The organism is Halobacillus andaensis, from assembly GCF_014636475.1.
Taxonomy (GTDB): Bacteria; Bacillota; Bacilli; order Bacillales; family Halobacillaceae; genus Halobacillus_A; species Halobacillus_A andaensis.
The window spans coordinates 249,300-269,802 of the sequence record NZ_BMEL01000002.1; the positions used below are offsets into that span (position 1 = coordinate 249,300).

At 42.9% G+C, this 20,503-nt stretch carries 18 protein-coding genes and 2 riboswitches; of the genes, 9 read left to right on the forward strand and 9 right to left on the reverse strand.

All coding sequences use genetic code 11. From position 1 onward, the window contains the following. The first annotated feature begins 107 nt into the window (after positions 1-107). Positions 108-1,181, forward strand: a complete 1,074-nt coding sequence (locus IEV27_RS08760; protein ID WP_188377089.1) for a branched-chain amino acid aminotransferase — start codon at positions 108-110, stop codon at positions 1,179-1,181. A gap of 557 nt (positions 1,182-1,738) precedes the next feature. Here the strand turns inward: IEV27_RS08760 and IEV27_RS08765 are convergent. After that, entirely contained in the window at positions 1,739-2,209 is a 471-nt protein-coding gene (locus IEV27_RS08765; protein WP_188377090.1) for a divergent PAP2 family protein, read from the reverse strand. Positions 2,210-2,362: 153 nt separating this feature from the next. Between IEV27_RS08765 and IEV27_RS08770 the strand changes: the two genes are divergently transcribed. Beyond that, positions 2,363-2,647, forward strand: coding sequence for a hypothetical protein (locus IEV27_RS08770; RefSeq protein WP_188377091.1), 285 nt, complete (start codon positions 2,363-2,365; stop codon positions 2,645-2,647). Between the two features lie 50 nt (positions 2,648-2,697). Here IEV27_RS08770 and IEV27_RS08775 read toward each other — a convergent pair whose 3' ends face one another. The 6 genes from IEV27_RS08775 to dapA form a co-directional block, all read right to left on the reverse strand. Continuing rightward, positions 2,698-4,221 (reverse strand): AbgT family transporter, encoded by a 1,524-nt coding sequence (locus IEV27_RS08775; protein ID WP_188377092.1) that lies wholly within the window; start codon positions 4,219-4,221, stop codon positions 2,698-2,700. A 97-nt stretch (positions 4,222-4,318) separates the two neighbouring features. Beyond that, positions 4,319-5,623, reverse strand: a complete 1,305-nt coding sequence (locus tag IEV27_RS08780; protein ID WP_188377093.1) for a helix-turn-helix domain-containing protein — start codon at positions 5,621-5,623, stop codon at positions 4,319-4,321. Beyond that, positions 5,620-6,879: a M20 family metallo-hydrolase gene (locus IEV27_RS08785; protein WP_188377094.1), complete on the reverse strand. Its 1,260-nt coding sequence runs from the start codon at positions 6,877-6,879 to the stop codon at positions 5,620-5,622. The genes IEV27_RS08780 and IEV27_RS08785 overlap by 4 nt, the downstream gene beginning before the upstream one ends. Beyond that, positions 6,866-8,173 carry an amidohydrolase gene (locus IEV27_RS08790; protein WP_229735026.1) on the reverse strand — a complete coding sequence of 436 codons (1,308 nt, stop codon included), beginning with the start codon at positions 8,171-8,173 and terminating at the stop codon, positions 6,866-6,868. Before IEV27_RS08790 ends, IEV27_RS08785 begins: the two co-directional genes overlap by 14 nt. A gap of 14 nt (positions 8,174-8,187) precedes the next feature. Continuing rightward, entirely contained in the window at positions 8,188-9,375 is a 1,188-nt protein-coding gene (locus tag IEV27_RS08795) for a M20 metallopeptidase family protein (RefSeq protein WP_188377095.1), read from the reverse strand. 1,018 nt (positions 9,376-10,393) lie between these two features. Continuing rightward, complete coding sequence (dapA, locus tag IEV27_RS08800) at positions 10,394-11,281, reverse strand: 4-hydroxy-tetrahydrodipicolinate synthase (RefSeq protein WP_188377096.1); 888 nt, start codon at positions 11,279-11,281, stop codon at positions 10,394-10,396. Between the two features lie 129 nt (positions 11,282-11,410). After that, a riboswitch (Lysine riboswitch) is annotated at positions 11,411-11,589 on the reverse strand. 412 nt (positions 11,590-12,001) lie between these two features. Between dapA and qoxA the strand changes: the two genes are divergently transcribed. The 5 genes from qoxA to IEV27_RS08825 are packed head-to-tail and all read left to right on the forward strand — an operon-like array spanning position 12,002 to position 16,222. Continuing rightward, on the forward strand, positions 12,002-12,976 hold the full coding sequence (gene qoxA, locus IEV27_RS08805) for a cytochrome aa3 quinol oxidase subunit II (RefSeq protein WP_188377567.1): 975 nt from the start codon (positions 12,002-12,004) through the stop codon (positions 12,974-12,976). A gap of 20 nt (positions 12,977-12,996) precedes the next feature. After that, on the forward strand, positions 12,997-14,934 hold the full coding sequence (gene qoxB / locus IEV27_RS08810) for a cytochrome aa3 quinol oxidase subunit I (protein WP_188377097.1): 1,938 nt from the start codon (positions 12,997-12,999) through the stop codon (positions 14,932-14,934). Between the two features lies 1 nt (position 14,935). Next, on the forward strand, positions 14,936-15,541 hold the full coding sequence (qoxC, locus tag IEV27_RS08815; protein WP_188377098.1) for a cytochrome aa3 quinol oxidase subunit III: 606 nt from the start codon (positions 14,936-14,938) through the stop codon (positions 15,539-15,541). A gap of 1 nt (position 15,542) precedes the next feature. Further along, a complete protein-coding gene (qoxD, locus tag IEV27_RS08820) occupies positions 15,543-15,932 on the forward strand; it encodes a cytochrome aa3 quinol oxidase subunit IV (protein WP_188377099.1) in 390 nt (129 codons plus the stop codon). A gap of 44 nt (positions 15,933-15,976) precedes the next feature. Then, a complete protein-coding gene (locus IEV27_RS08825; protein WP_188377100.1) occupies positions 15,977-16,222 on the forward strand; it encodes a cytochrome C oxidase subunit IV family protein in 246 nt (81 codons plus the stop codon). Positions 16,223-16,273: 51 nt separating this feature from the next. Here IEV27_RS08825 and IEV27_RS08830 read toward each other — a convergent pair whose 3' ends face one another. Then, the gene (locus tag IEV27_RS08830; RefSeq protein ID WP_188377101.1) at positions 16,274-16,549 is read right to left on the reverse strand and encodes a spore morphogenesis/germination protein YwcE; all 276 of its coding nucleotides are present in this window, start codon (positions 16,547-16,549) and stop codon (positions 16,274-16,276) included. A 277-nt stretch (positions 16,550-16,826) separates the two neighbouring features. On the opposite strand from IEV27_RS08830, the gene IEV27_RS08835 reads away from it, so the two are divergent. Then, complete coding sequence (locus IEV27_RS08835) at positions 16,827-17,999, forward strand: TraB/GumN family protein (protein ID WP_188377102.1); 1,173 nt, start codon at positions 16,827-16,829, stop codon at positions 17,997-17,999. 287 nt (positions 18,000-18,286) lie between these two features. Here IEV27_RS08835 and IEV27_RS08840 read toward each other — a convergent pair whose 3' ends face one another. Continuing rightward, positions 18,287-18,655 (reverse strand): DoxX family protein, encoded by a 369-nt coding sequence (locus tag IEV27_RS08840; protein WP_188377103.1) that lies wholly within the window; start codon positions 18,653-18,655, stop codon positions 18,287-18,289. Positions 18,656-18,768: 113 nt separating this feature from the next. Beyond that, positions 18,769-18,880: riboswitch (SAM riboswitch) on the forward strand. 90 nt (positions 18,881-18,970) lie between these two features. On the opposite strand from IEV27_RS08840, the gene IEV27_RS08845 reads away from it, so the two are divergent. Next, positions 18,971-20,020 carry a homocysteine S-methyltransferase family protein gene (locus IEV27_RS08845; protein WP_188377104.1) on the forward strand — a complete coding sequence of 350 codons (1,050 nt, stop codon included), beginning with the start codon at positions 18,971-18,973 and terminating at the stop codon, positions 20,018-20,020. The last annotated feature ends 483 nt before the right edge of the window (positions 20,021-20,503 follow it).

Consider the following 20,503-nt stretch of genomic DNA (forward strand, 5'->3'; position numbering starts at 1 on the left):
GACTTTAAAATCAGTGCTGTTCAGCGTACAATGGATACTAATATAAACGTCCGCTCTTTACTAAACTGTGGACCTTTTTAATCATAACGACAAAAGGAGCATTGCTGATGACTGCTAATGAATTGACCATCGTAAAAAGTACAAATCTTAAACCAAAGCCGGAAAAAGATCAGATCCCATTTGGCTCAACGTTTACGGATCACATGTTTGTCATGGATTACGCGGAAGACAAAGGGTGGCACGAGCCGCGAATTGTGCCTTATGAGCCTGTCACGCTTGATCCGGCAGCCATGATTTTTCACTATGGACAAACTGTATTTGAAGGGTTAAAAGCGTACCGTGCGGACGGTGACCGTATTTTGATGTTCAGACCGGAAAAAAACCTCGAGCGTCTTAATCGTTCAAGCGATCGTTTGAGCATTCCTCCCATTGATGAAGACGAGGTGATGAACCACCTGGAGGAACTGATTCGAATTGAAAAAGACTGGGTTCCTGCGACAGATGGAACTTCTCTTTACATTCGCCCGTTTATTATTGCAACAGATCCAAATTTAGCGGTAGCTCCCTCGAAAACCTATAAATTTATGATTATTCTTTCACCTGTTGGTTCCTATTTCTCAGGCGGCATCCACCCAGTGAAAATTAAAGTAGAAAACGAGTTCACTCGTGCGGTCAAAGGTGGAACCGGGATGGCGAAGACGGCTGGAAACTATTCATCCGCTTATCAGGCGCAGTCAAATGCGTACAAGGAAGGTAGTGCTGATGTGTTATGGCTTGACGGCATCGAGAAGCGCTACATAGAGGAAGTTGGGAGTATGAACATCTTCTTCAAGATTAATGGGGAAGTCGTTACTCCGGCTCTAAGCGGCAGTATTCTAAAAGGGATTACCCGTATGTCGATCCTGGAGCTGCTAAGAGATTGGGACGTTCCTGTTGTGGAACGTAAGATCTCCATTGACGAGCTATATGAGGCTTACGAGCGCGGCGAAGTAGAAGAAGCGTTCGGTACAGGAACAGCGGCTGTTATCTCGCCTGTAGGCGAATTGAATTGGCAAGGGAAGAAGATGACGATCAATAATCACGAGATCGGAGAGCTCTCACAAAAGCTGTATGATACGATTACTGGAATTCAAAGAGGTAACGTGGAAGATCCATACGATTGGGTTGTAGAAGTAAAATAACAGCTTCCTTAGTAAACATTAAGGTGGATCACATCACAATAGAGAAAGTTTCTGTTGTTAAATCTCACGAATCGCTTGTCGGTGGGTGCTTGCCGCGGGCACGGCCTCAGCTAACTTGTCAAGAAATTCACTTGACCAAGTGGATCTTCGGCTCGTGCTGTTCCCGCGACGCACCGGACGTGCTAGTGTCGATGTTGGCCACAGGACGTGGCCGGTTTTAATCGACCAGGCGTCACCACCGATCGCTCATCGTGGAATCAACAGGGATCAATCTAAAAATCCATTCGTATGTTCAATTATTTCCTTGAAATGGCTCCAGAAGATGCCGTCATTGATCGGCTTAGAAAAACCGAAAAGCGTTCTGTGTGGAAATTAATTTCCACACAGAACGCTTTTTTAAATTCTACCTTTCATAAGGGTACCAGGTACCGAAATGCTGTAAAAGAACAAAGTGCCAACTGTGAATTTCGGTACCTGGTACCCGGCCTACCGAAATGCTGTAAAAGAACAAAGTGCCAAGTGTGAATTTCGGTACCTGGTACCCAGACTATTGGAACTTATTCAACATGTTTTCGGTCTTCAAGTTTAGCTGCAGCCAGGCCGTATAAAAATCCGAAGAGAGCCCCGACAGCCACTTCCGCAGGCTGGTGACCGAGAAGCTCCTTCAGTTCCTTTTCTCTTTTAACAAATTCTAAGCTTGGAAAATCACTAGAAATCTCTTCTATATTATCTTCCAGGTCATTGACCAGCCTTGCAATTTCACCGGTATGGCGTCTTATTCCTTGTGCGTCATACATGACAATGGTACCAAACACGACAGCAAGTGACGTTTCAATGTGTCTTGTGCCGCGATTAGCTGCCACATAAGTCGCCAGTGAAGCCACGCCTGCAGAGTGGGAACTGGGCATTCCGCCTGTTTGAAGAATCGGCTTCCAATCCCATTTGCCGCTTACTCTTTTATGTGTCACTATTTTTAATCCTTGTGCGATCACAATCGCCGAAATTGAAGTAATAATGCCTCGGTTCACAAGATCCCTCCGTTACATACAAATTATCTTATCTATGATTCATACCCTTCTCTCAGCAATTTATTCAGGTTACTGTGTTTTTCTAGATAGATTTTGTTCAGGTTTACTTGAGGGAAAATAAGGGATAAGAAAAGCAAGGAGGCAGGTTGATTAATGTTTCGAAAAATAGAGGCGATAGCGATCGCTTTGATTTTCATAGGTTTTTTATTATGGGTTTCAAGCAGCCGTTTCAGTTTCGTTCCATTCAGCATTTTAGCAGCGATTGGATTAACACTACTTGTCATAGCGCGCAGTCGTACGCAGCGTCATGGAAGTTTTCTATGCCGCATTGGTTTTCACAAAAACAAACATATCGGGTGGGACGATGAAATGAAATCCGTCGCCATCTATCAATGCGAACGGTGTGGGAGGACGAAGAAAGTAATGAAGACCGTGTAAAAGATAAAAACTGCGAACCCGTAAAGGTCCGCAGCTCTTTTGAAATTCTATTAAAGGTTCACACCAATTCCCGGTCCAAATGGAATGCCGAAGATTGCAAAGACAAGCAATAGTACAATCCAGATGGCGAAGAAAATAATACTGTATGGGAGCATTAATGAAATTAATGTTCCTAGCCCTGCCTTCTTATTGTATTCCCTCATAAACGCCAGCACTACGATGATATACGGGTTCATCGGTGTAATGATGTTTGTAGAGGAGTCAGCAATACGATAGGCCATTTGAATAAACGCCGGGTGATAGTCTAAATAGTAGAACATTTGTAAGAAGATGGGAGCTTCTAATGCCCACTGTGCTGATCCACTAAAGATTAACAGGTTCATAAACGCTGTTAAAATGGAGAATCCAACGACAATCGGAAGCCCGGTCATATCCATAGATTGCAGGAAGTTCGCTCCGCTGACAGCCACCCATGTTCCGATATTTGTCCAATCAAAGTACGCAATAAACTGGGCAGCAGCAAAGATCAAGACGATAAACCCGGACATGTCTTTCATCGCTTCTCCCATGAATCCTGAAATGTCACGGCTGGAAGTAATTTTCTTAACAGTTACCCCGTACGCGATACCGATGATAATGAAGAAAAATAAGATAATTGGCACAATTCCATCTAAAAATGGAGAAGGTACAAGTCCGCCTTCTTCGCTTCTTAGAGCGGAATTAGGCCAAGCAATGGCTACTACTAAAATGACAATATAGACAAGTCCTGCGATGGCAGCATTACGAAAGCCTTTTAACTCTTGACCTGTACTTTCTTCAAGAGCGTTACCAGCTTCGCCTTCATACTTTCCAAGACGTGGTTCAATAATTTTCTCAGTAATAAAGGCACCTGTGACAGATAATAGAATAACGGAAGCGATCATAAAGTACCAGTTATCGACAGGTGTTACCACAATTCCTGCATCCATGCTTTCCATCACTTCTGTAGAGATCCCGGCGAGTAATGCATCCGTTCCGGTAATCATGAAGTTTGCTGTGAAACCAGATCCTACACCGGCGAAACCTGCCGCTAAACCAGCCAGCGGGTGACGGCCAATGGTGTAAAAGACCATAGCAGCCAGCGGCGGCACAATTACGAACGCAGCATCTGATGCAATGTTACCCATGATTCCAACAAAGATAACCGCATAGGTAACTAATGACTTAGGTGCTTTTAAAATGGTGCTTTTAATCGCTGTTTCAAGAAGGCCTACTTTATCGGCAAGTCCAATACCTAACATCATAGCGAGTACGAGGCCGAGCGGCGCAAATCCGGTAAAGTTATCGAGCATGGACGTGAGAATGTACTCCAGTCCTTCACCGGACATAAGACTTTTAATGGCTACTTCTTCACCTGTACCTGGCTCTTCAACCGTTACACCAAACAGTGAGATTAACCATGAAAATACAATGGTGAATGCGGCAAGATATACGAACAACATAAATGGTTCGGGTAATTTATTCCCTACTTTTTCTATACCATTAAGGAATCTGGTCATTCCTTTATTTGATTTCTCTCCAGTCGTCTTACTCATGTCTTTCACCTCTCCTTTATTTTAGGAAGATTTCCTTTGCTCTTCCGTTTATATAGAAAATAAAACTGATCCTGTGGTGCTGATCATTCCCTGTCGGTTAATTCCCTGTAAATTGATACACTTTTCTTGGCCGGCCTCTTTCGCCGGACTGTGACTCTCCAGCCTGTTCGATGATGCCGACTCGTTCCATTTCTGTAAGAATCCGCCTGCCGTTTCTCTCTGTACTTTTCAGCCAGCGGGCTAGATCCTGCGAGGAAAACTGTTCGCGTCGGTAGTGATTGGCGTAAGATACTACTTTTGATACCACCCCCGGGTTAAGATTGACGTCTTTCATTTTTTCTTTCCACGATGGTCCGACCTCAGTCGTACTGTAGTTGATTTGATCTTCCTGCTGTCTTGCTGAGATGGATTGATCATCGTCAACAATAAGGAGGATCGGTTTCTCGTAATCTTTGATGTGACGGAAGCCTAGTCTCACGTGCTGCTCCGCCTGTAATACGGTTTCTCCAAATCCAATAGCGACCTTAAGCTGTAAGTTGCTCTGCAAACGAATGTCATCGATTAAGGAAAATAAATCCCCCTCTGTTTCTGTACTTAATTCTCCGCGTGTAGTAAAGATAAAGAAAAGTCCATCTCCCATTTGCATCACAGAGCCGTTTGTCTTTTCAGCAATCTCAAAAAGCTGCCGTCTTACGTCTAACTCCTGGTATTTTGTTTTAAAAGAATAATAAAGTTCTTCGAGGTTTTCTGGATTCATTTCAATCCGGCAGCCAATGACTGAAACTTGTGAGTTTCTGTAAAGGTTGGACTGAGCCCGTTCTTCCAAAAACTGAATGATCATTTTAATCGATAAATACGAAGGGGTAACACGGTAAACTGGAATGTTCTTCTCTTTTAATTGGAGATATACGTCCTGGATGGACGTGATGACAACTTCCGCTTTCCCTTGTTCGTATAAGTCTGTGTGAAAATGAACGAGTTCATCTGCGCTTTTGCCGCTTTCAAAGGGATGGGTATAGTAGGTTAAATCTTCTAGTTGGTAGTAAGATAGGATTTTATCGAATTCTTCATTGGTAATCGTATCGATGCTTACTTGTCGAAAAACTTGATTCGAATTAAGTTGTGCTTCTAGTAAAATACCGAAGAAACTTGCTCCGTGTAGAGGAGGGAAAGCCCCTTCCTCTGCTGTAATCAGTTCGTGGTCCATGGCGTAGGTGTAATTTAACACCCCTGAGAAAAACCATTGGTCTACTTCGCGCCGGTGGTCCTGTAATAAGGTGGAGACTTCTTCTAATTGCTCATAAGGGTAGGGGACAAAAGAAATATCTTTAAATTCTTTGGCCACGTACATGATTCGTTGCAAGGAATCATGTGGGGCGATCACGCCTATTTTCGTTTTCACAAGTCCTCACCCGTTTCCTCTTTTAAATATTCAGCGATCACTTGAGTGCCTTTCGCTAAATCATTAATCGAAGCGAATTCTTTAGGGTGATGACTAATTCCCTGTTCACAAGGGATAAAGAGTAAGCCGGTTGACCACTTATTCGCCATGTTCATGACATCATGGCCTGCACCGCTATCCATGTGAAAAGGTTTGTAGTTGATTTTCTCAGTGACTTTCGTAAGCTTTTCCACCACTTTAGGGTCAAGGAACACGGACGGATTATCGACCAGGGTGTGGATATGAATGTCCACTGAGCGTTTTTCCTCAATTTTGTGGCAATACGCTTGGATGCGATCCGCTAATTCTTTTTTTAATGAATCGGCTACACTTCGGATGTCTATTCCTAATGTGACCTCACCTGGAATCACATTCATGACGTTTGGTTCAAGGCTGACGGTACTGACTGTAGCAACGAGCGGGATGTCCTGTTCGCTGTTTAATAGGTTCGCTTGCTCCTCAACAAATGTGATAAGGGGAGCGATAGCCGTAAAGGCGTCTGATCGACGGGTCATCGGGGTCGTACCTGTATGATTCGCCATCCCTGTAGCTGTAACCTGCAGCCGGATTGGACACGCTACACCTCGAACGATCCCGATATCAGCGTCGTTGGTTTCGATTTGAGTACCTTGTTCAATATGAAGCTCAAGAAAACTCTCCAGCTTGCTTTCAGGCACCTCGGCTTGATCAATCGTTTCCCAGGAGAGACCGAAGTCTTCGATCGCTTCTTTAATGGTAATGCCGTCAGTATCTTTAACAGAAGCGATATCCTCTTTATCCAGTAATCCAGAAATGGCTTTACTTCCAATAGTGGAAACACCAAAGCGAGCGGATTCTTCGGAAGCAAAACAAATGATGCTAATATTTTTAACTGGCTTTATGTTTTGGTCCTTTAGTGCTTTAATGGCAGCTAATCCAGTGAGGACGCCAGCTACCCCATCGTAGCCTCCGCCGTTTTTTACCGTATCAACGTGTGAACCTACGGCAACTGTAGGGGCTTGATCATCAACGTGCCATGTAGCCCATTGGTTTCCTGCTTGATCGGCTTTGACCTCTAATCCAAGGTCTTGAGCGATCGATTGGAAAACGTGATGAGATTGTTTTTCTTCTTTTGTATAGCTAAGTCTTGAAAATCCTTGTTCGTAGTCCATTTCTTCGGCTAAGTTGAGTTTTAATAAGTTTGTTTCAAGCCAGTTCTGAAGGTCAGGCAATCTCATTTCCTCCTTTCACAATGTGGATGTACGCATCTAACGCGACAGCTAACACTTCTTCTTCAAAATCAAAATGGGGAGAGTGATGGTTGTCTGGTAAGTGAGTTCCAAATAACATGTACGTCGCTTTACCGCCCTGCTTTTGTACTTCATTCATCATAAAGCTTGCGTCTTCAGAACCTGAGACGAGAGCATAAGGCTCAACGTTTTGAATGAGGTCACTTGTTTGGCACGCGTTCGTGATCGATGGAATGAGCAACTCGTCACAGCGTAACTCTTCGGTTTCCCCGACGAAATCAATTTCAACATCCACGTGATGCATGGCAGCAGCTGCTTCAAGGATCCGTCGCGCTTCCATTTGCATGTATTCATTAATGTTCTGTGTTTCTCCTCTAGTCTCCAATTCCAAATAGCCGCGGTCTGAAATGATATTTCTTCCGTTTCCGGCGATCAGTTTACCGACGTTAATTCTGCTTACTCCTTCACTATGACGTGATATCGAGTGTAATTGAGTAGCTGCGGTCGCTGCTGCTAATAATGCATTGCGGCCCGCTTCAGGCTTCATGCCGGAGTGTGAAGATTGACCTTTAAAGTGAACATTGAGTTTGGATGAGGCTAGAAAGCCTTTAGTCGTCGCAGCAATTGTACCGACGGGGAGGGACTGGATACCGATATGCCCGGAGTAAAAGGCATCAACCCCGGTGAGCCATCCTTTTTCCGTCATGGCCCTGGCTCCGCGGCCGCCTTCTTCAGCTGGTTGAAAGAGCAGCGTAAACTTCCCATTGAGTGTGTTTTGATGCTGCGCTATAAATTGAGCGAGGCCGATACCGATGCTTGTATGACCATCATGAGCGCACGCGTGCATGACGCCTTTGTTTTTAGAAATAAAAGATTCTTTAAAAGGCACGTGCTTGTCCTGCTCAGCTTCTTCTATGGGTAACGCGTCAATGTCAAAACGGAAGGCGAGATGGTCTCCGCTTCGTTCTGTATCGTAAACAGCGACAATCCCCGTGTGACCACCGTGCATGGCAGTCATCCAGTCCTCAGGAACACCCATCGCTTTTGCCCGTTTCTCGTTCTCGGCACGTTCACTTTCAGGAGGAACGCCGTAACGTGCGTCGCTTTTTAGAGCTTCTTTGCCGCAATACACGGTAAATCCAAGCTTCTTAAGTTCTTCCCCAATGACATAGGTCGTGTAGTATTCCATAAATCCTAACTCAGGATATTGGTGCAAATGACGCCGCCACTGCAGGAGTGAGGGTTCGATCGTTTTGGAATAGTGTTTTAAATTTATCGTCAATTTCCTTATCTCCCCTACGTAAGAGTCTTCAGTGTATCAAGGGCTACAGCTGCTAAAAATTCACTTCCTATCGGCAATGCTTTTTCATTTAGCTTAAACCCAGGATCGTGAAGGGGTTTCTGATTTTCGGCATCTTCGATTTGAGTTCCAAGCCATATGAAGGCTCCTTCGTACTCAAGTAGAAATCTAGAAAAATCTTCACCAGCTAAAGCAGGGTCAAGGGCGGGAGCAGCGTCTTCACCAAGAAGCTTCCGGGAGGAGCTCCTGGCTTGCTCAGCCCATTTAGGTGTATTAATGGTGGCGGGATAGCCGTCAAGGTATTGAATGTCTGACTCTGCTTCAAAGGCTGACACCGTTTGCTCAATGATGGTGTGGAATCGCTGCTTCACTTTTTCTTTGACTTCAGGTTTAAAGGTACGGACCGTTCCTTCAAATGTGACTTGATCAGGGATAACATTATAGCTGTATCCACCTTCAATTCTTCCGATTGTAACGACTGCAGAGTCGAGCGGATTTACGTTGCGGCTCACGATCGTCTGAAGACTGGCAATGATTTGATTTGTAATAATAAGCGCATCATTTCCGTCGTGAGGCATGCTCGCATGGCCGCCTTTTCCTTTAATGGTTACTTTGAAACGATCGGAAGCCCCCATCATTTCTTTATCTCGAATGCCAACTTTACCTACAGGAAGACTTGGCCACACGTGCTGACCGTAAATGACATCTGGCGTATATTTATTAAAAACTCCGTCCTCCATCATTTGTTTCGATCCTCCATGTGGAGAATTTTCTTCAGCTGGCTGGAAAACAAGCAGGATTGTTCCGTTAATCTGATCCTTTATTTTTTCTAACGCATAGCCGGCGCCTAGAAGCATAGCCGTGTGTGCGTCATGTCCGCACGCATGCATCTTTCCGTTATTTTCGGAAGTGAAGTCATGATCATTGGCTTCCTGAATGGGGAGCGCGTCCATATCTGCTCGAAGGGCGACCGTTCCTCCCGGTCTTTCCCCTTCAATAATTCCGAGAACACCCGTTTCAGCGAATCCAGCCTCCCACTTCACACCATAGTCCGTTAACTTTTCTTTCACTAAAGAAGAGGTTTCATATTCTTCATTGGCTAGTTCAGGGTTCTTGTGTAAGGTTCTGCGAATGTCTATGATTTCGCTTTCTATTGATGTAATGAATTCTTTGATGGTATTCAAAAAAGAACCTCCTTCTATTTAAGGACAATTTCCTTTAATGTTCCGTTATTAATGTATTATAACAGATTGAATTTAAATTGCACCCTTATTCGACAAAATTTTTAGAAAAATTATAATTATGCATAGAATTGCAGGAATTATTAAAACAGAAAGGAAATATAAGGATGGAAATGTTTTTGTAAGGAGTGAAAAAAGGTGGGATTTGTAAGTAGACACGAGAAAAGAGATAGAGGATTGCCGGAATATCGTGAGCATCTGCTCGAAAAAGCTTTAGAAGATTTAATGGGGGAGCCAGGTGTAATAGTGTGAAGCTATTATTAAAAAAGTGATCTAAACCCAAAAATAGCCCCTAACGTTAAGTAGGGCTCAGCTTGTAGAGAATTCTCTTTTACCTTGTAAGTGTAAACATTCCGTCCATGATCAAGAGGAAAGGTTTTTAGGAAACGACTCCCTTTCCATGGGCGAATGGTGTGCCTCCTCGGGCTTTATAAGCCCTCCGGGTCACACCTTATTCGTATCTCCCATAGGAGTGTCGCCGTTTCCTAAAACCCTTTTTCGATAAACGATCACTAAAACAAGTGACGACTCCTGCGAGACGAGCAGACAGGAGAGACCCCGGAGATCGTAGGTCGAGGAGACTTTCCGTCTACATTTTACTTAAAGCGTGAAAATGTCTTGTGTTAGGTAGTAAAGAGTTTTAGGAAAGCGTTCCTTTCGACGTGGGGTCGTTCGATCTTGGCACAGGACGTGCAGAATGTAATCGACTCCTTGTTATGATCTCCTCAGGCTATTTAGCCGTTAGGTTCCCTATCAATCTTAAACGATTATTCAAAAATCACGAGACGCCTGCGGGAAAGCAAGAGCTGAAGATCCATCGGGGTGGTCTTCCCCGATTAGCTGAAGCCTTGCCCGCGGCAAGCGAGTGTGTTTGAATAATCAACTCCAGTCTAAACTTCCTAATAAAAAATGACCCTCAACAGTGAGGGTCATTTTTTAATTTCGTTATTGTCTCTGATCCTTAGCCGACGGCTTCGATATTTTGATCAGGCAGCATCTTTTGCAATTCGTTTTTCTCTTCTGCCGTAAGAGGGAGCATCGGTAAACGAACATCGCCTACGTAAATCCCTTTCATATTTAAAGCGGCTTTGACAGGAGAAGGACTTGGAGCGGCAAACAATGCTTTCATAATAGGTAACAATTTACGGTGCATGGCACCTGCATATTGCACATCTCCATCATTGAAACTATGAACCATTTGCTGCATTTCATTTCCTATCACGTGGGAAGCAACAGATACGACGCCTGTACCACCAATAGATAGGATTGGCAGAGTCATCCCATCGTCTCCGCTATACACAGTGAATTCATCCGCTGTTCGGCTGATGATCTCCGTAACCGCATCTAAATCACCGCTTGATTCTTTAACGGAAACGATATTGTCTATTTCGGACAGACGAACAATCGTTTCTGGAAGCATATTCACAACACTTCTTCCAGGGATGTTATACAACATCACAGGCAGGTTAGTGGATTGGGCGATCGCTTTAAAGTGTTGATATAACCCTTCTTGAGATGGTTTATTGTAATATGGAGCAACGAGCATCACAGCATCGACACCTGTTTCTTCAACCTTTTGCGTTAAGCTGATTGAAGCATGCGTATTGTTTGAGCCAGTGCCTGCAATAACAGGAACGCGGCCATCGACGATTTTTACAACGTAGCGGTAAAATTCAATTTTTTCATCAGAAGTTAGTGTAGGTGATTCCCCGGTTGTTCCTCCGATTACTAATCCGTCCGAACCATTTCCAATTAAATGATTAACTAGTGTTCGAGTTGCATTAAAGTCAATTTCGCCCTTTTGATCAAACGGAGTGACCATTGCCGTTAAGACTTGGCCATAATTCATAACTTCACACCCTTTTCTTAAGATTTTAAATAATAGAGGCGGGACGGGCTGTTCAAGTGTAAGCACAAAAAAGCAACAACGAAGGGTATCGTTGTTGCTGTAGAAATCGATTGATTGTTGCATCGTTTCTGCAAAGATAGCCCTCCATATAGTTTCCTATATGACAGTCCTGTATTTGTTCAATAGCAGAACCAGCATCAAGAATATGAGTTTCTTTCCGCTTCGGCAAATACCCCTTTTCACAATGATCCAGGGACCTCATAGTCCTCACATTGTGTACTGATGGTCTTCGCACCTCTATCCTCTCTTCAATAAATTGAAGGAAGAAAGTATTTAGTTGCCTGAACTATAACAGAATTGGTGATTGAATACAAGGGGAATATCCGTTTTTATATTTTCAAATGTGACATTTGTGAAGAGATTCCCTAATAGGTTTGATCCAAAACATTTAAGGATATTTACAGATGTAATGATAAATTTCAACATCCTTCAAGTCATTCGCCGTATATTCCCGCCATTATGATTAATTTTTTCCAAATTAGTGACGATTTTTCGTCAAAATTTTAAAAAGTTGTGAGCGATCAATGACAATTTTATTAACTTTATTTCAATTCGTCATATTTTTGCTATACTACTTTCAGTTAAAGTGCAATCTATTAACTTATTATGCGGCAGAGCCTTTAAATAAAGAAAAAAAAGGAGTGTAACCGAGTGAAAAGCATGAAGCAATTCTTCAAAAGAGGACTGATTTTACTTCCACTCAGTCTTGTCTTGTTTTTGAGCGGGTGCAGCCAAATGGCTGTTTTTGATCCCAAAGGGCCGGTAGCTCAAACTCAAAGCGATCTCATTATTTATTCCATTATACTCATGTTATTTATCGTGGTGGTCGTGTTTGCGCCTTTCGCCTATTTTGTATACAAGTACCGGGACACGAACCCGAAGCGAAAAGAGAGCGACTATGACCCACATATGCACGGAAATACGATGATTGAGATCGTGTGGACTGTGATTCCTTTTATTATAGTGGTTGCATTAAGTATTCCGACGGTAGAAACGCTGTATGAATTAGAAAAACCGCCTGAATCTGAAGAAGCAGCAACTGAAGATACAAAAGAGCCACTTGTCGTTTATGCAACAGCAGCTGATTGGAAATGGTTCTTCAGTTATCCGGAGGAAGACATCGAAACCGTAAATTATTTACACATTCCAACAGATCGTCCTATAGAATTCAGGTTATCGTCGGCTGATTCAATGGCAGCCCTGTGGATTCCTAGATTAGGCGGTCAAAAATATGCCATGGCTGGAATGGAAAATACCCTTTATCTTCAAGCGGATGAAGAAGGGGTTTACGATGGCAGGAACTCAAACTTTAACGGTGAAGGATTTACGAAGCATACCTTCGAAGTCTATGCCGAAAGTGAAGAGGACTACAATGACTGGGTGGAACAAACTCAGAATGAAGCTCCCGAATTGACTCAGGAAGAGTATGATGAATTACTTGAACCTGGCCTTACAACTGAAGCAGAATTCTCTTCCACTCACTTAGAGTGGGTCGATCACGGGACAAACGATGGCCGTGATTATGCTGTAAACCGCCACTATGATTTATATGGCGAGCTCATGCATTTATATAGCGATCAAGAAGCCGAAGATTTCATGGATGAAGAGAATGATGATGATCATGAAAGTCATTAAAAGAAAGCAGGTGAGCAACTATGCAGCTTGACGAATTTTTCGTTACGGGCGAACCGCTTATATATGCAGGGATGGTTTCGATTGTCCTTGTATCTGCCGCTATCCTATTTATATTGACGTATTTTAAAAAATGGGGCTGGTTATGGCGTGAGTGGTTAACGACCGTTGATCATAAAAAAATAGGAATTATGTATATTCTTAGTGCTTTAGCGATGTTGTTCCGAGGTGGAGCCGATGCGCTTATGATGCGTACACAGCTTGCCTTTCCAAATATGAACTTCTTAAATGCACAGCACTATGATGAGATATTTACAACCCACGGTACAGTGATGATTATATTTATGGCGATGCCGTTTCTAATTGGGTTAATGAACGTTGTCGTACCGCTTCAAATTGGGGCACGTGACGTCGCTTTTCCTTATTTGAACGCGTTGAGCTTTTGGTCATTTCTATTTGGTGCCATGCTGTTTAACATTTCCTTTGTTATTGGCGGATCACCAGACGCCGGCTGGACAAGCTACACGCCGTTAGCGGGAGCAGCTATGAGCCCTGGACCTGGACAGAACTTCTATCTAATGGGGCTTCAATTATCAGGTATAGGAACGCTCGCATCAGGGATTAACTTTATGGTAACGATTCTTAAGATGCGTGCGCCGGGCATGAAAATGTTCCAAATGCCAATCTTTACGTGGTCTACGTTGATCACTTCATTTATTATCGTTTTTGCATTCCCGATCTTAACTGTTGCGTTAGCGCTTATGACGCTTGACCGTATTTTCGGAGCTCAGTTCTTTACCTTAACAGGTGAAGGAATGCCGATGATGTGGGCTAACTTGTTCTGGATGTGGGGACACCCTGAAGTATACATTGTTATACTTCCTGCATTTGGTATCTTCTCAGAGGTTATTTCAACCTTTGCTCGTAAGCAGCTGTTTGGTTATAAAGCAATGGTATGGGCGATTATTTTAATCGCTGGGTTAAGTTTCTTAGTATGGGTCCACCACTTCTTTACGATGGGTGCCGGTGCTTTTGTAAACTCTGTATTCTCAATTTCAACGATGTTGATTGCCGTACCAACCGGGGTGAAAATATTCAACTGGTTAGGGACGCTGTATAAATCGCGAATTAACAATACCGTAGCAATGATGTGGTCGCTTGCCTTTATTCCGAGTTTCGTTATCGGTGGTGTGACCGGTGTTATGCTCGGTATGGCATCTGCGGACTATCAGTTCCACAACTCTTATTTCTTAGTGGCACACTTCCACTATGTATTAATTGCAGGTACAGTTTTTGCTTGTTTCGCAGGTCTTGTTTTCTGGTATCCGAAAATGTTTGGGCACAAGCTCAACGAAAGACTCGGCAGATGGAGTTTCTGGTTTTTCGTCATCGGCTTCCACGTTTGTTTCTTCCCGCAGTATTTTGCAGGGTTAGACGGAATGCCGCGTCGTGTCTTTACGATCATTCCAGAGTGGATGCCGCTTAACATCATCTCTACAGTAGGGGCATTTGGAATGGGAGTAGGTTTTGCCATCTTCTGCTACACGATCGTTTATAGCTATCGTTATAGTGAACGAGAAACATCAGGAGACAGCTGGGATGACGGACGTACGCTTGAATGGGCGACGCCAACACCGATTCCTTTCTACAACTTCGCTACAGTTCCACATGTCGATAGCCAGGATGCCTATGTGAAGCTGAAGGAAGAAGGAAAAACGACATTTGAAGAAGACGAATTAGAACCGATTCATATGCCTAGTAACACAGGTCAGCCGATCATATTCATGGCATTCTTAGCGATTGCAAGTTTCGGTCTTGTGTTTGAATGGATGTGGATGGCCATTGCCGGCTTACTTGCTGGTATTGTCATGATGGTTATACGTTCCTTTGATTACGACGAAGGTTACCACGTTGAAGTAGATGAAATTAAGCGTACAGAACGCTCGGCAAGGGGGTTATAATATGAGTTCTCACGAGCTGAAAACAGGCCCATTGGAATATAGGACCCAAGAAGGTCAGATGACGATTCTTGGATTCTGGATCTTCTTGGCAGCAGAAATTGTTTTGTTTGCGACTCTCTTTGCCACTTACGCTGTGTTATTTGGGAGAACGGCTGATTCTACCCCTCCAGCGGAATTATTTGAGCCAGGGATTGTACTCATTATGACGTTCCTGTTGTTAACGAGTAGTTTTACGTGTGGATTAGCTATCCATGAAATGCGCAGAGGCTCAGTCAAAGGCTTGCGTAATTGGATGATTGTGACTTTAATTTTAGGTCTATCCTTTCTCGGTTTTGAGATCTATGAATTCATCCATTATGCCCATGAAGGAGCCACTCTTCAGTCCAGTGCTTTCTGGTCTGCATTCTTTACACTGGCCGGCACGCACGGATTGCACGTAACGCTTGGTATTGGCTGGGTTATTCTCTTGTTAATTCAAGTAACGAAGCGAGGATTGACACCAAGAACCAGCAGAAAGTTCTTTATCATAGGACTGTACTGGCACTTCTTGGACGTCGTGTGGATCTTCATTTTCACGAGTGTTTATTTAATAGGGATGGTGGTTTAGTATGACAGATCATAATAAACGTATTCCAACCCAGCACGTCGTCGGCTTTGTATTATCAATTGCTTTAACTCTCCTGGCAACTTGGGCAGCTCTTGGATCAAATCTGTCGACCATGTGGATTATTTCAGGAATTATGATTCTTGCAGTGATCCAGGCAGGTATTCAATTGTTTATGTTCATGCACGTGGTGGAGTTTGAAAGTAAAAATGGACACGTTCCATGGAACATGATGTTCCACGGCGCTGTATTAGCGGCGATTGTAGTAGCAGGATCACTCTTTACAATGTCGTTTGGCTTTACACACGATCACGATGAAGAAGAGCATCAGTATGAACAACAGGAAAATGATGATCAAGAACAGCAAGATGAGGGTGAACATGAAGGGCACTAATTGCTGCTTCGGAATGTTTTAACTATGTATGGTAGGTGAGATTATTGCAAATCAATGAGAAAGTGTACAATCAAGAGAATGATGTGACTTCGGAGATTTCGATCAAACACGTCATTGGTTTTATGCTATGCATTCTAATCACTTCCTTCTCTTTATGGGGAGCTATGTATACAAGCTATACACCGAAACTGTTACTTTACGTTCTGGCAGCTGTTGCCTTCTCTCAGGCGATCGTTCAATTGTTCAATACGCAAAAACGATCCGAAGAGAAACAAACCGTTTATAAATAGAACCATAAAAAATCCCACTTCCTGTTCGCAGGGAGTGGGATTTTTTCATTATTATTGATAACTCTTTTGTAATTTGCTCTCTTGCGTGCTCACGACGTAAATGATGAACATAATCCAGGCAATCTGCGAGAGGAATAATCCAGCGTAAAAAATGATCCATAGAGGTGAAAATGTGGCTGGTGCTGTATTAAATACAGCTTGGAGATAGTACATCCACATTCCGACTAATAGAACAGACTGTACAATCGCTAACGGCATTTTTTTCAGTTTAATAAACAAGAAAGGTGTAATCGTTGAAAGCATCAAGAAAATCATTACAACATCCATGTAAAAACAACTCCTTTTTAAGGACTTAAAATGTAAGCGCATTCTTATTTATCTCTATTGTAACAAAAAGTTCTCGAAAATGACACATAATGTTCACAAGTTTTGCTGGATTATTTTTATTTTACCCATTTTGAAAGTGAACATAACCTATAAATGGGGCATTCGCTGAAAAGTGCAGGTTCTTTTTTCATTCTCATTTGCTTCAATGTAGTTTAATATGGTAAGTGGTAGTAAACATTAATGTAACGCATAGATTGCACAACAAAGGAAGGTACGAATGTCGATAAGTGAAGAAAACATTACAAGAATTTATTTAGATGATAAAGAATTCATTCTCATAGGTACGGCTCACGTGTCCAAAAAAAGTGCGGAACAAGTCAAAGAAGTGATTGAATATGAACAGCCTGATTCGGTTTGTGTAGAGCTCGATCAGCAGCGTTATCAATCCATTAAAGACGGAAACAAGTGGCAGGATACAGATATCTTTCATGTGATTAAACAAAAGAAGGCCACATTACTGTTAGTAAATATGGTTATTTCTTCTTTTCAAAAACGGATGGCTAAACAGATGGGCATTAAGCCTGGTCAGGAAATGATTCAAGGAATTGAATCCGCAGATGAAACAGGGGCAACCCTTGTGCTTGCTGATCGTAACATCCAAATTACGTTTGCACGGATTTGGGGGAACTTAGGTGCATGGGGCAAAGCCAAGCTTCTTATGCAAATCGTATTGAGTATATTCAGCAATGAAAAAATCTCTGAAGAAGAGCTTGAGAAGTTAAAATCGAAAGACATGCTTGATGCCATGCTTCAAGATTTCACGGAAAATTTTCCCCGCCTTAAGAAGCCGTTAATTGATGAGCGGGATCAGTATTTATCTCAAAAAATTAAAGAGGCACCTGGGAAGAAAATTGTGGCCGTGCTCGGTGCTGCTCACGTGCCTGGAATTAAAGAGCAAATTCATAAAGATCATAATTTAGATCGTTTAACGCAGCGTCCGCCTAAATCAAAGGTGCCTAAGCTGATTGGCTGGGCAATTCCCTTGTTCATTATCTCCATCATTGTTTATACATTTATGTCTAACCCAGCTGCCGGGACTCAGCAAACGATTAGCTGGATTCTATGGAACGGATCGTTTTCTGCCATTGGAGCGGCGATCGCTTTAGGTCACCCGTTTGCCGTACTGACAGCGTTTATCGCAGCACCGATCACTTCGTTGAACCCACTGATTGCGGCTGGCTGGTTTGCCGGGTTTGTTCAAGCTTATTTTAGACGTCCTAATGTTAAAGATTTTGAAAATTTATCCGAAGATGTGTCGAGTGTGAAAGGGTTTTGGGACAATAAAGTAACAAGAATCCTGCTCATTATTGTATTGGCGAATATCGGAAGCTCGCTTGGCACGGCCATCGGCGGGGCAGATGTCATTCGCGTCTTTTTAGAAAACCTATGATAGAACAGGTTTGTACAAAACTGAATAAAGCATAATAATTCGAACGATTCTATTGAAATCCGTTCGGGTTATTTATTTTAAATCGAATGTACGCTGCTCCGTCAAAATACTTAACTTTCGGTGGGCACGGCCTCAGCTTCCTCAGAAAGCAAAGAGCGCTTTCCTGCGGGATCTTCGGCTCGCGCTGTTCCCACAGGAGTCTACGTATTTTGACTACGCTAAAGATCTGCGTTTATACGAATGTTCGTTTCTTAACACCATTGCTTTACTTATGTCTCAGCCTATTTTTAGGTAGTTACACGGAAGCGGTAAAGAATAATAAGCAGCACGAGCATAACGATATCGAGTCTTGCGCTGAAAAGGGCGTGGATGAATCCTGCATGCAGTGCTGGAATCTTGGTCAATACGAGCGCTCCAATCATAATAACCATCAAAGCGAGTAAAGCGGTCTTCATGTACTTATTAAATAGTAATAGTAAGCCGGCTGCAATTTCGATCCAGGCCACGGTATACATCGTCTCTAATGGATAGGGGAGGGCTAAACTGGCGAAATAATCTGCGAGTTCGGTATTGACCACTTTCATTAAACCAGATGTAATAAAAACAAACGCCACTGTGAATTTTAAAAATTTAAGAATATGAAATGAACGTTCCATACATGTCCTCCTTTTTTTACAATTGTATGATCGTTTATGTTAAAAATATTCAAAAATTAGGTTGACGCGTGAAGGGTTGAGTCTATATAATACGAGAATAATTACATATAAAACTCTTATTGAGAGTGGCAGAGGGACTAGGCCCTGTGATGCCCGGCAACCTTTCAAGCGCGGCTTGAAAAAGGTGCCAATTCCTACAGACGTTAGGCGTCTGAAAGATAAGAGGAGGCGAACGTTACTTACAAAATCCCTCTTCTTATGAAGAGGGATTTTTTCTATGTAATTTTTAATTAAAGTAGAGAAAGGATGATGGAAATGAAGAGAAGCTTGCAGCAAAGGTTAGAGGATGGTCCGGTTATTTGCGGCGAAGGTTATTTATTTGAACTAGAACGTAGAGGTTATTTACAGGCGGGCTCCTTCGTTCCAGAGGTGGCACTTGATAACCCTCAAGCTTTAAAACAGACGTACCGTGACTACATGCTAGCAGGGTCAGATGTGGTTCTTGCTTTTACGTACAATGCACACCGTGAAAAAATGCGTATTATTGAAAAAGAAGATTTGCTTGAACCTTTAAATCGTCAGGCCATTCGTCTAGCTAAAGAAGTAGCAAAAGAACATCCAGAAGAGGAAGCGCTTGTGGCAGGAAACATTTCGAATACGAATTTATTCAATCCTGAAGATCCTGCCTCAAAAGAAGCCGTCCGCGAAATGTTTGCGGAGATGGTGAAATGGTGTAAAGAAGAAGAAGTCGATTTTGTTAATGGGGAAACCTTCTACTATTATGAGGAAGCGAAAATTGCATTAGAAGAAATTCAAAAGCAAGGCTTACCTGCTGTCATTACATTCGGATTGATGGGAGAAAATGTTCTTCGCGACGGATATAGTGTGGAAGAAGGCTGCCGCCTGTTAAAAGAGCATGGAGCCTTAGTTGTAGGAATGAACTGTTTCCGTGGACCAGCCACGATGCAGCCGTATATTGAAAAAATTCGTGAAGAGGTTGAAGGCTATGTAGGAGCATTGCCTATTCCTTATCGAACGTCTGAAGAGCATCCTACATTCTTTAACTTGCCTGATGGAGGTTGTTCTTGCAGCCTGCCGACAGAAACAACGTTCCCTACGTCACTTGATCCGTTGTATTGCAACCGTTATGAGCTGGCTCAATGGGCGAAGGAAGCACACGATATCGGCGTGAATTATTTTGGATTATGCTGTGGGGCTTCACCTAGTATGCTTCGTGAAGTTGCTGAAACCGTGGGTCGCGAGGCAGTTAATTCAACTTATTCTCCAAATATGAAGAAGCACTTCTTATTTGGCTCTGATGATACACTGCAGTCGCACATGACGTCCTACCGTACGAAAGCATAGTATTAGCAAAGACATTAATTCTAAGTATTGACAGGGTAAACACTCCTGGCAAGAGGAAAGGGTTTAGGAAACTGCTCCCTTTCCATGGGCGAATGGTGTGCCTCCTCAGGCTAACGCCTTCCGGGGTCACACCTTATTCGTATCTCCCATAGGAGTGTCACCGTTTCCTAAACCCTTTTTCAATAAGCGATCATTATCCCCAATGGGCAGCTAGGCTTTACTTTTTAAAGAGGTTTCATACTGAAACTGTAAGGACCTTCTCCTGTCTGTTCGGTCATCACTTTTTCCGTTCTTTCCAACCTGAGGGACTTTTGGAAAAGTGAGAATTCGATGAAGCTTTCAGGGCTTGTTGCCTACAAAAGAACAGTGCGAGCTGCTCTATTGTAGCTTTCATGGAAAAGAAAAAGCCAGAAACAGGCGCTGATGACATGCCTGTCAAGATAGGAAAAAGACTATTAAGTGTCTTTTCCTGACTTAAGGAAA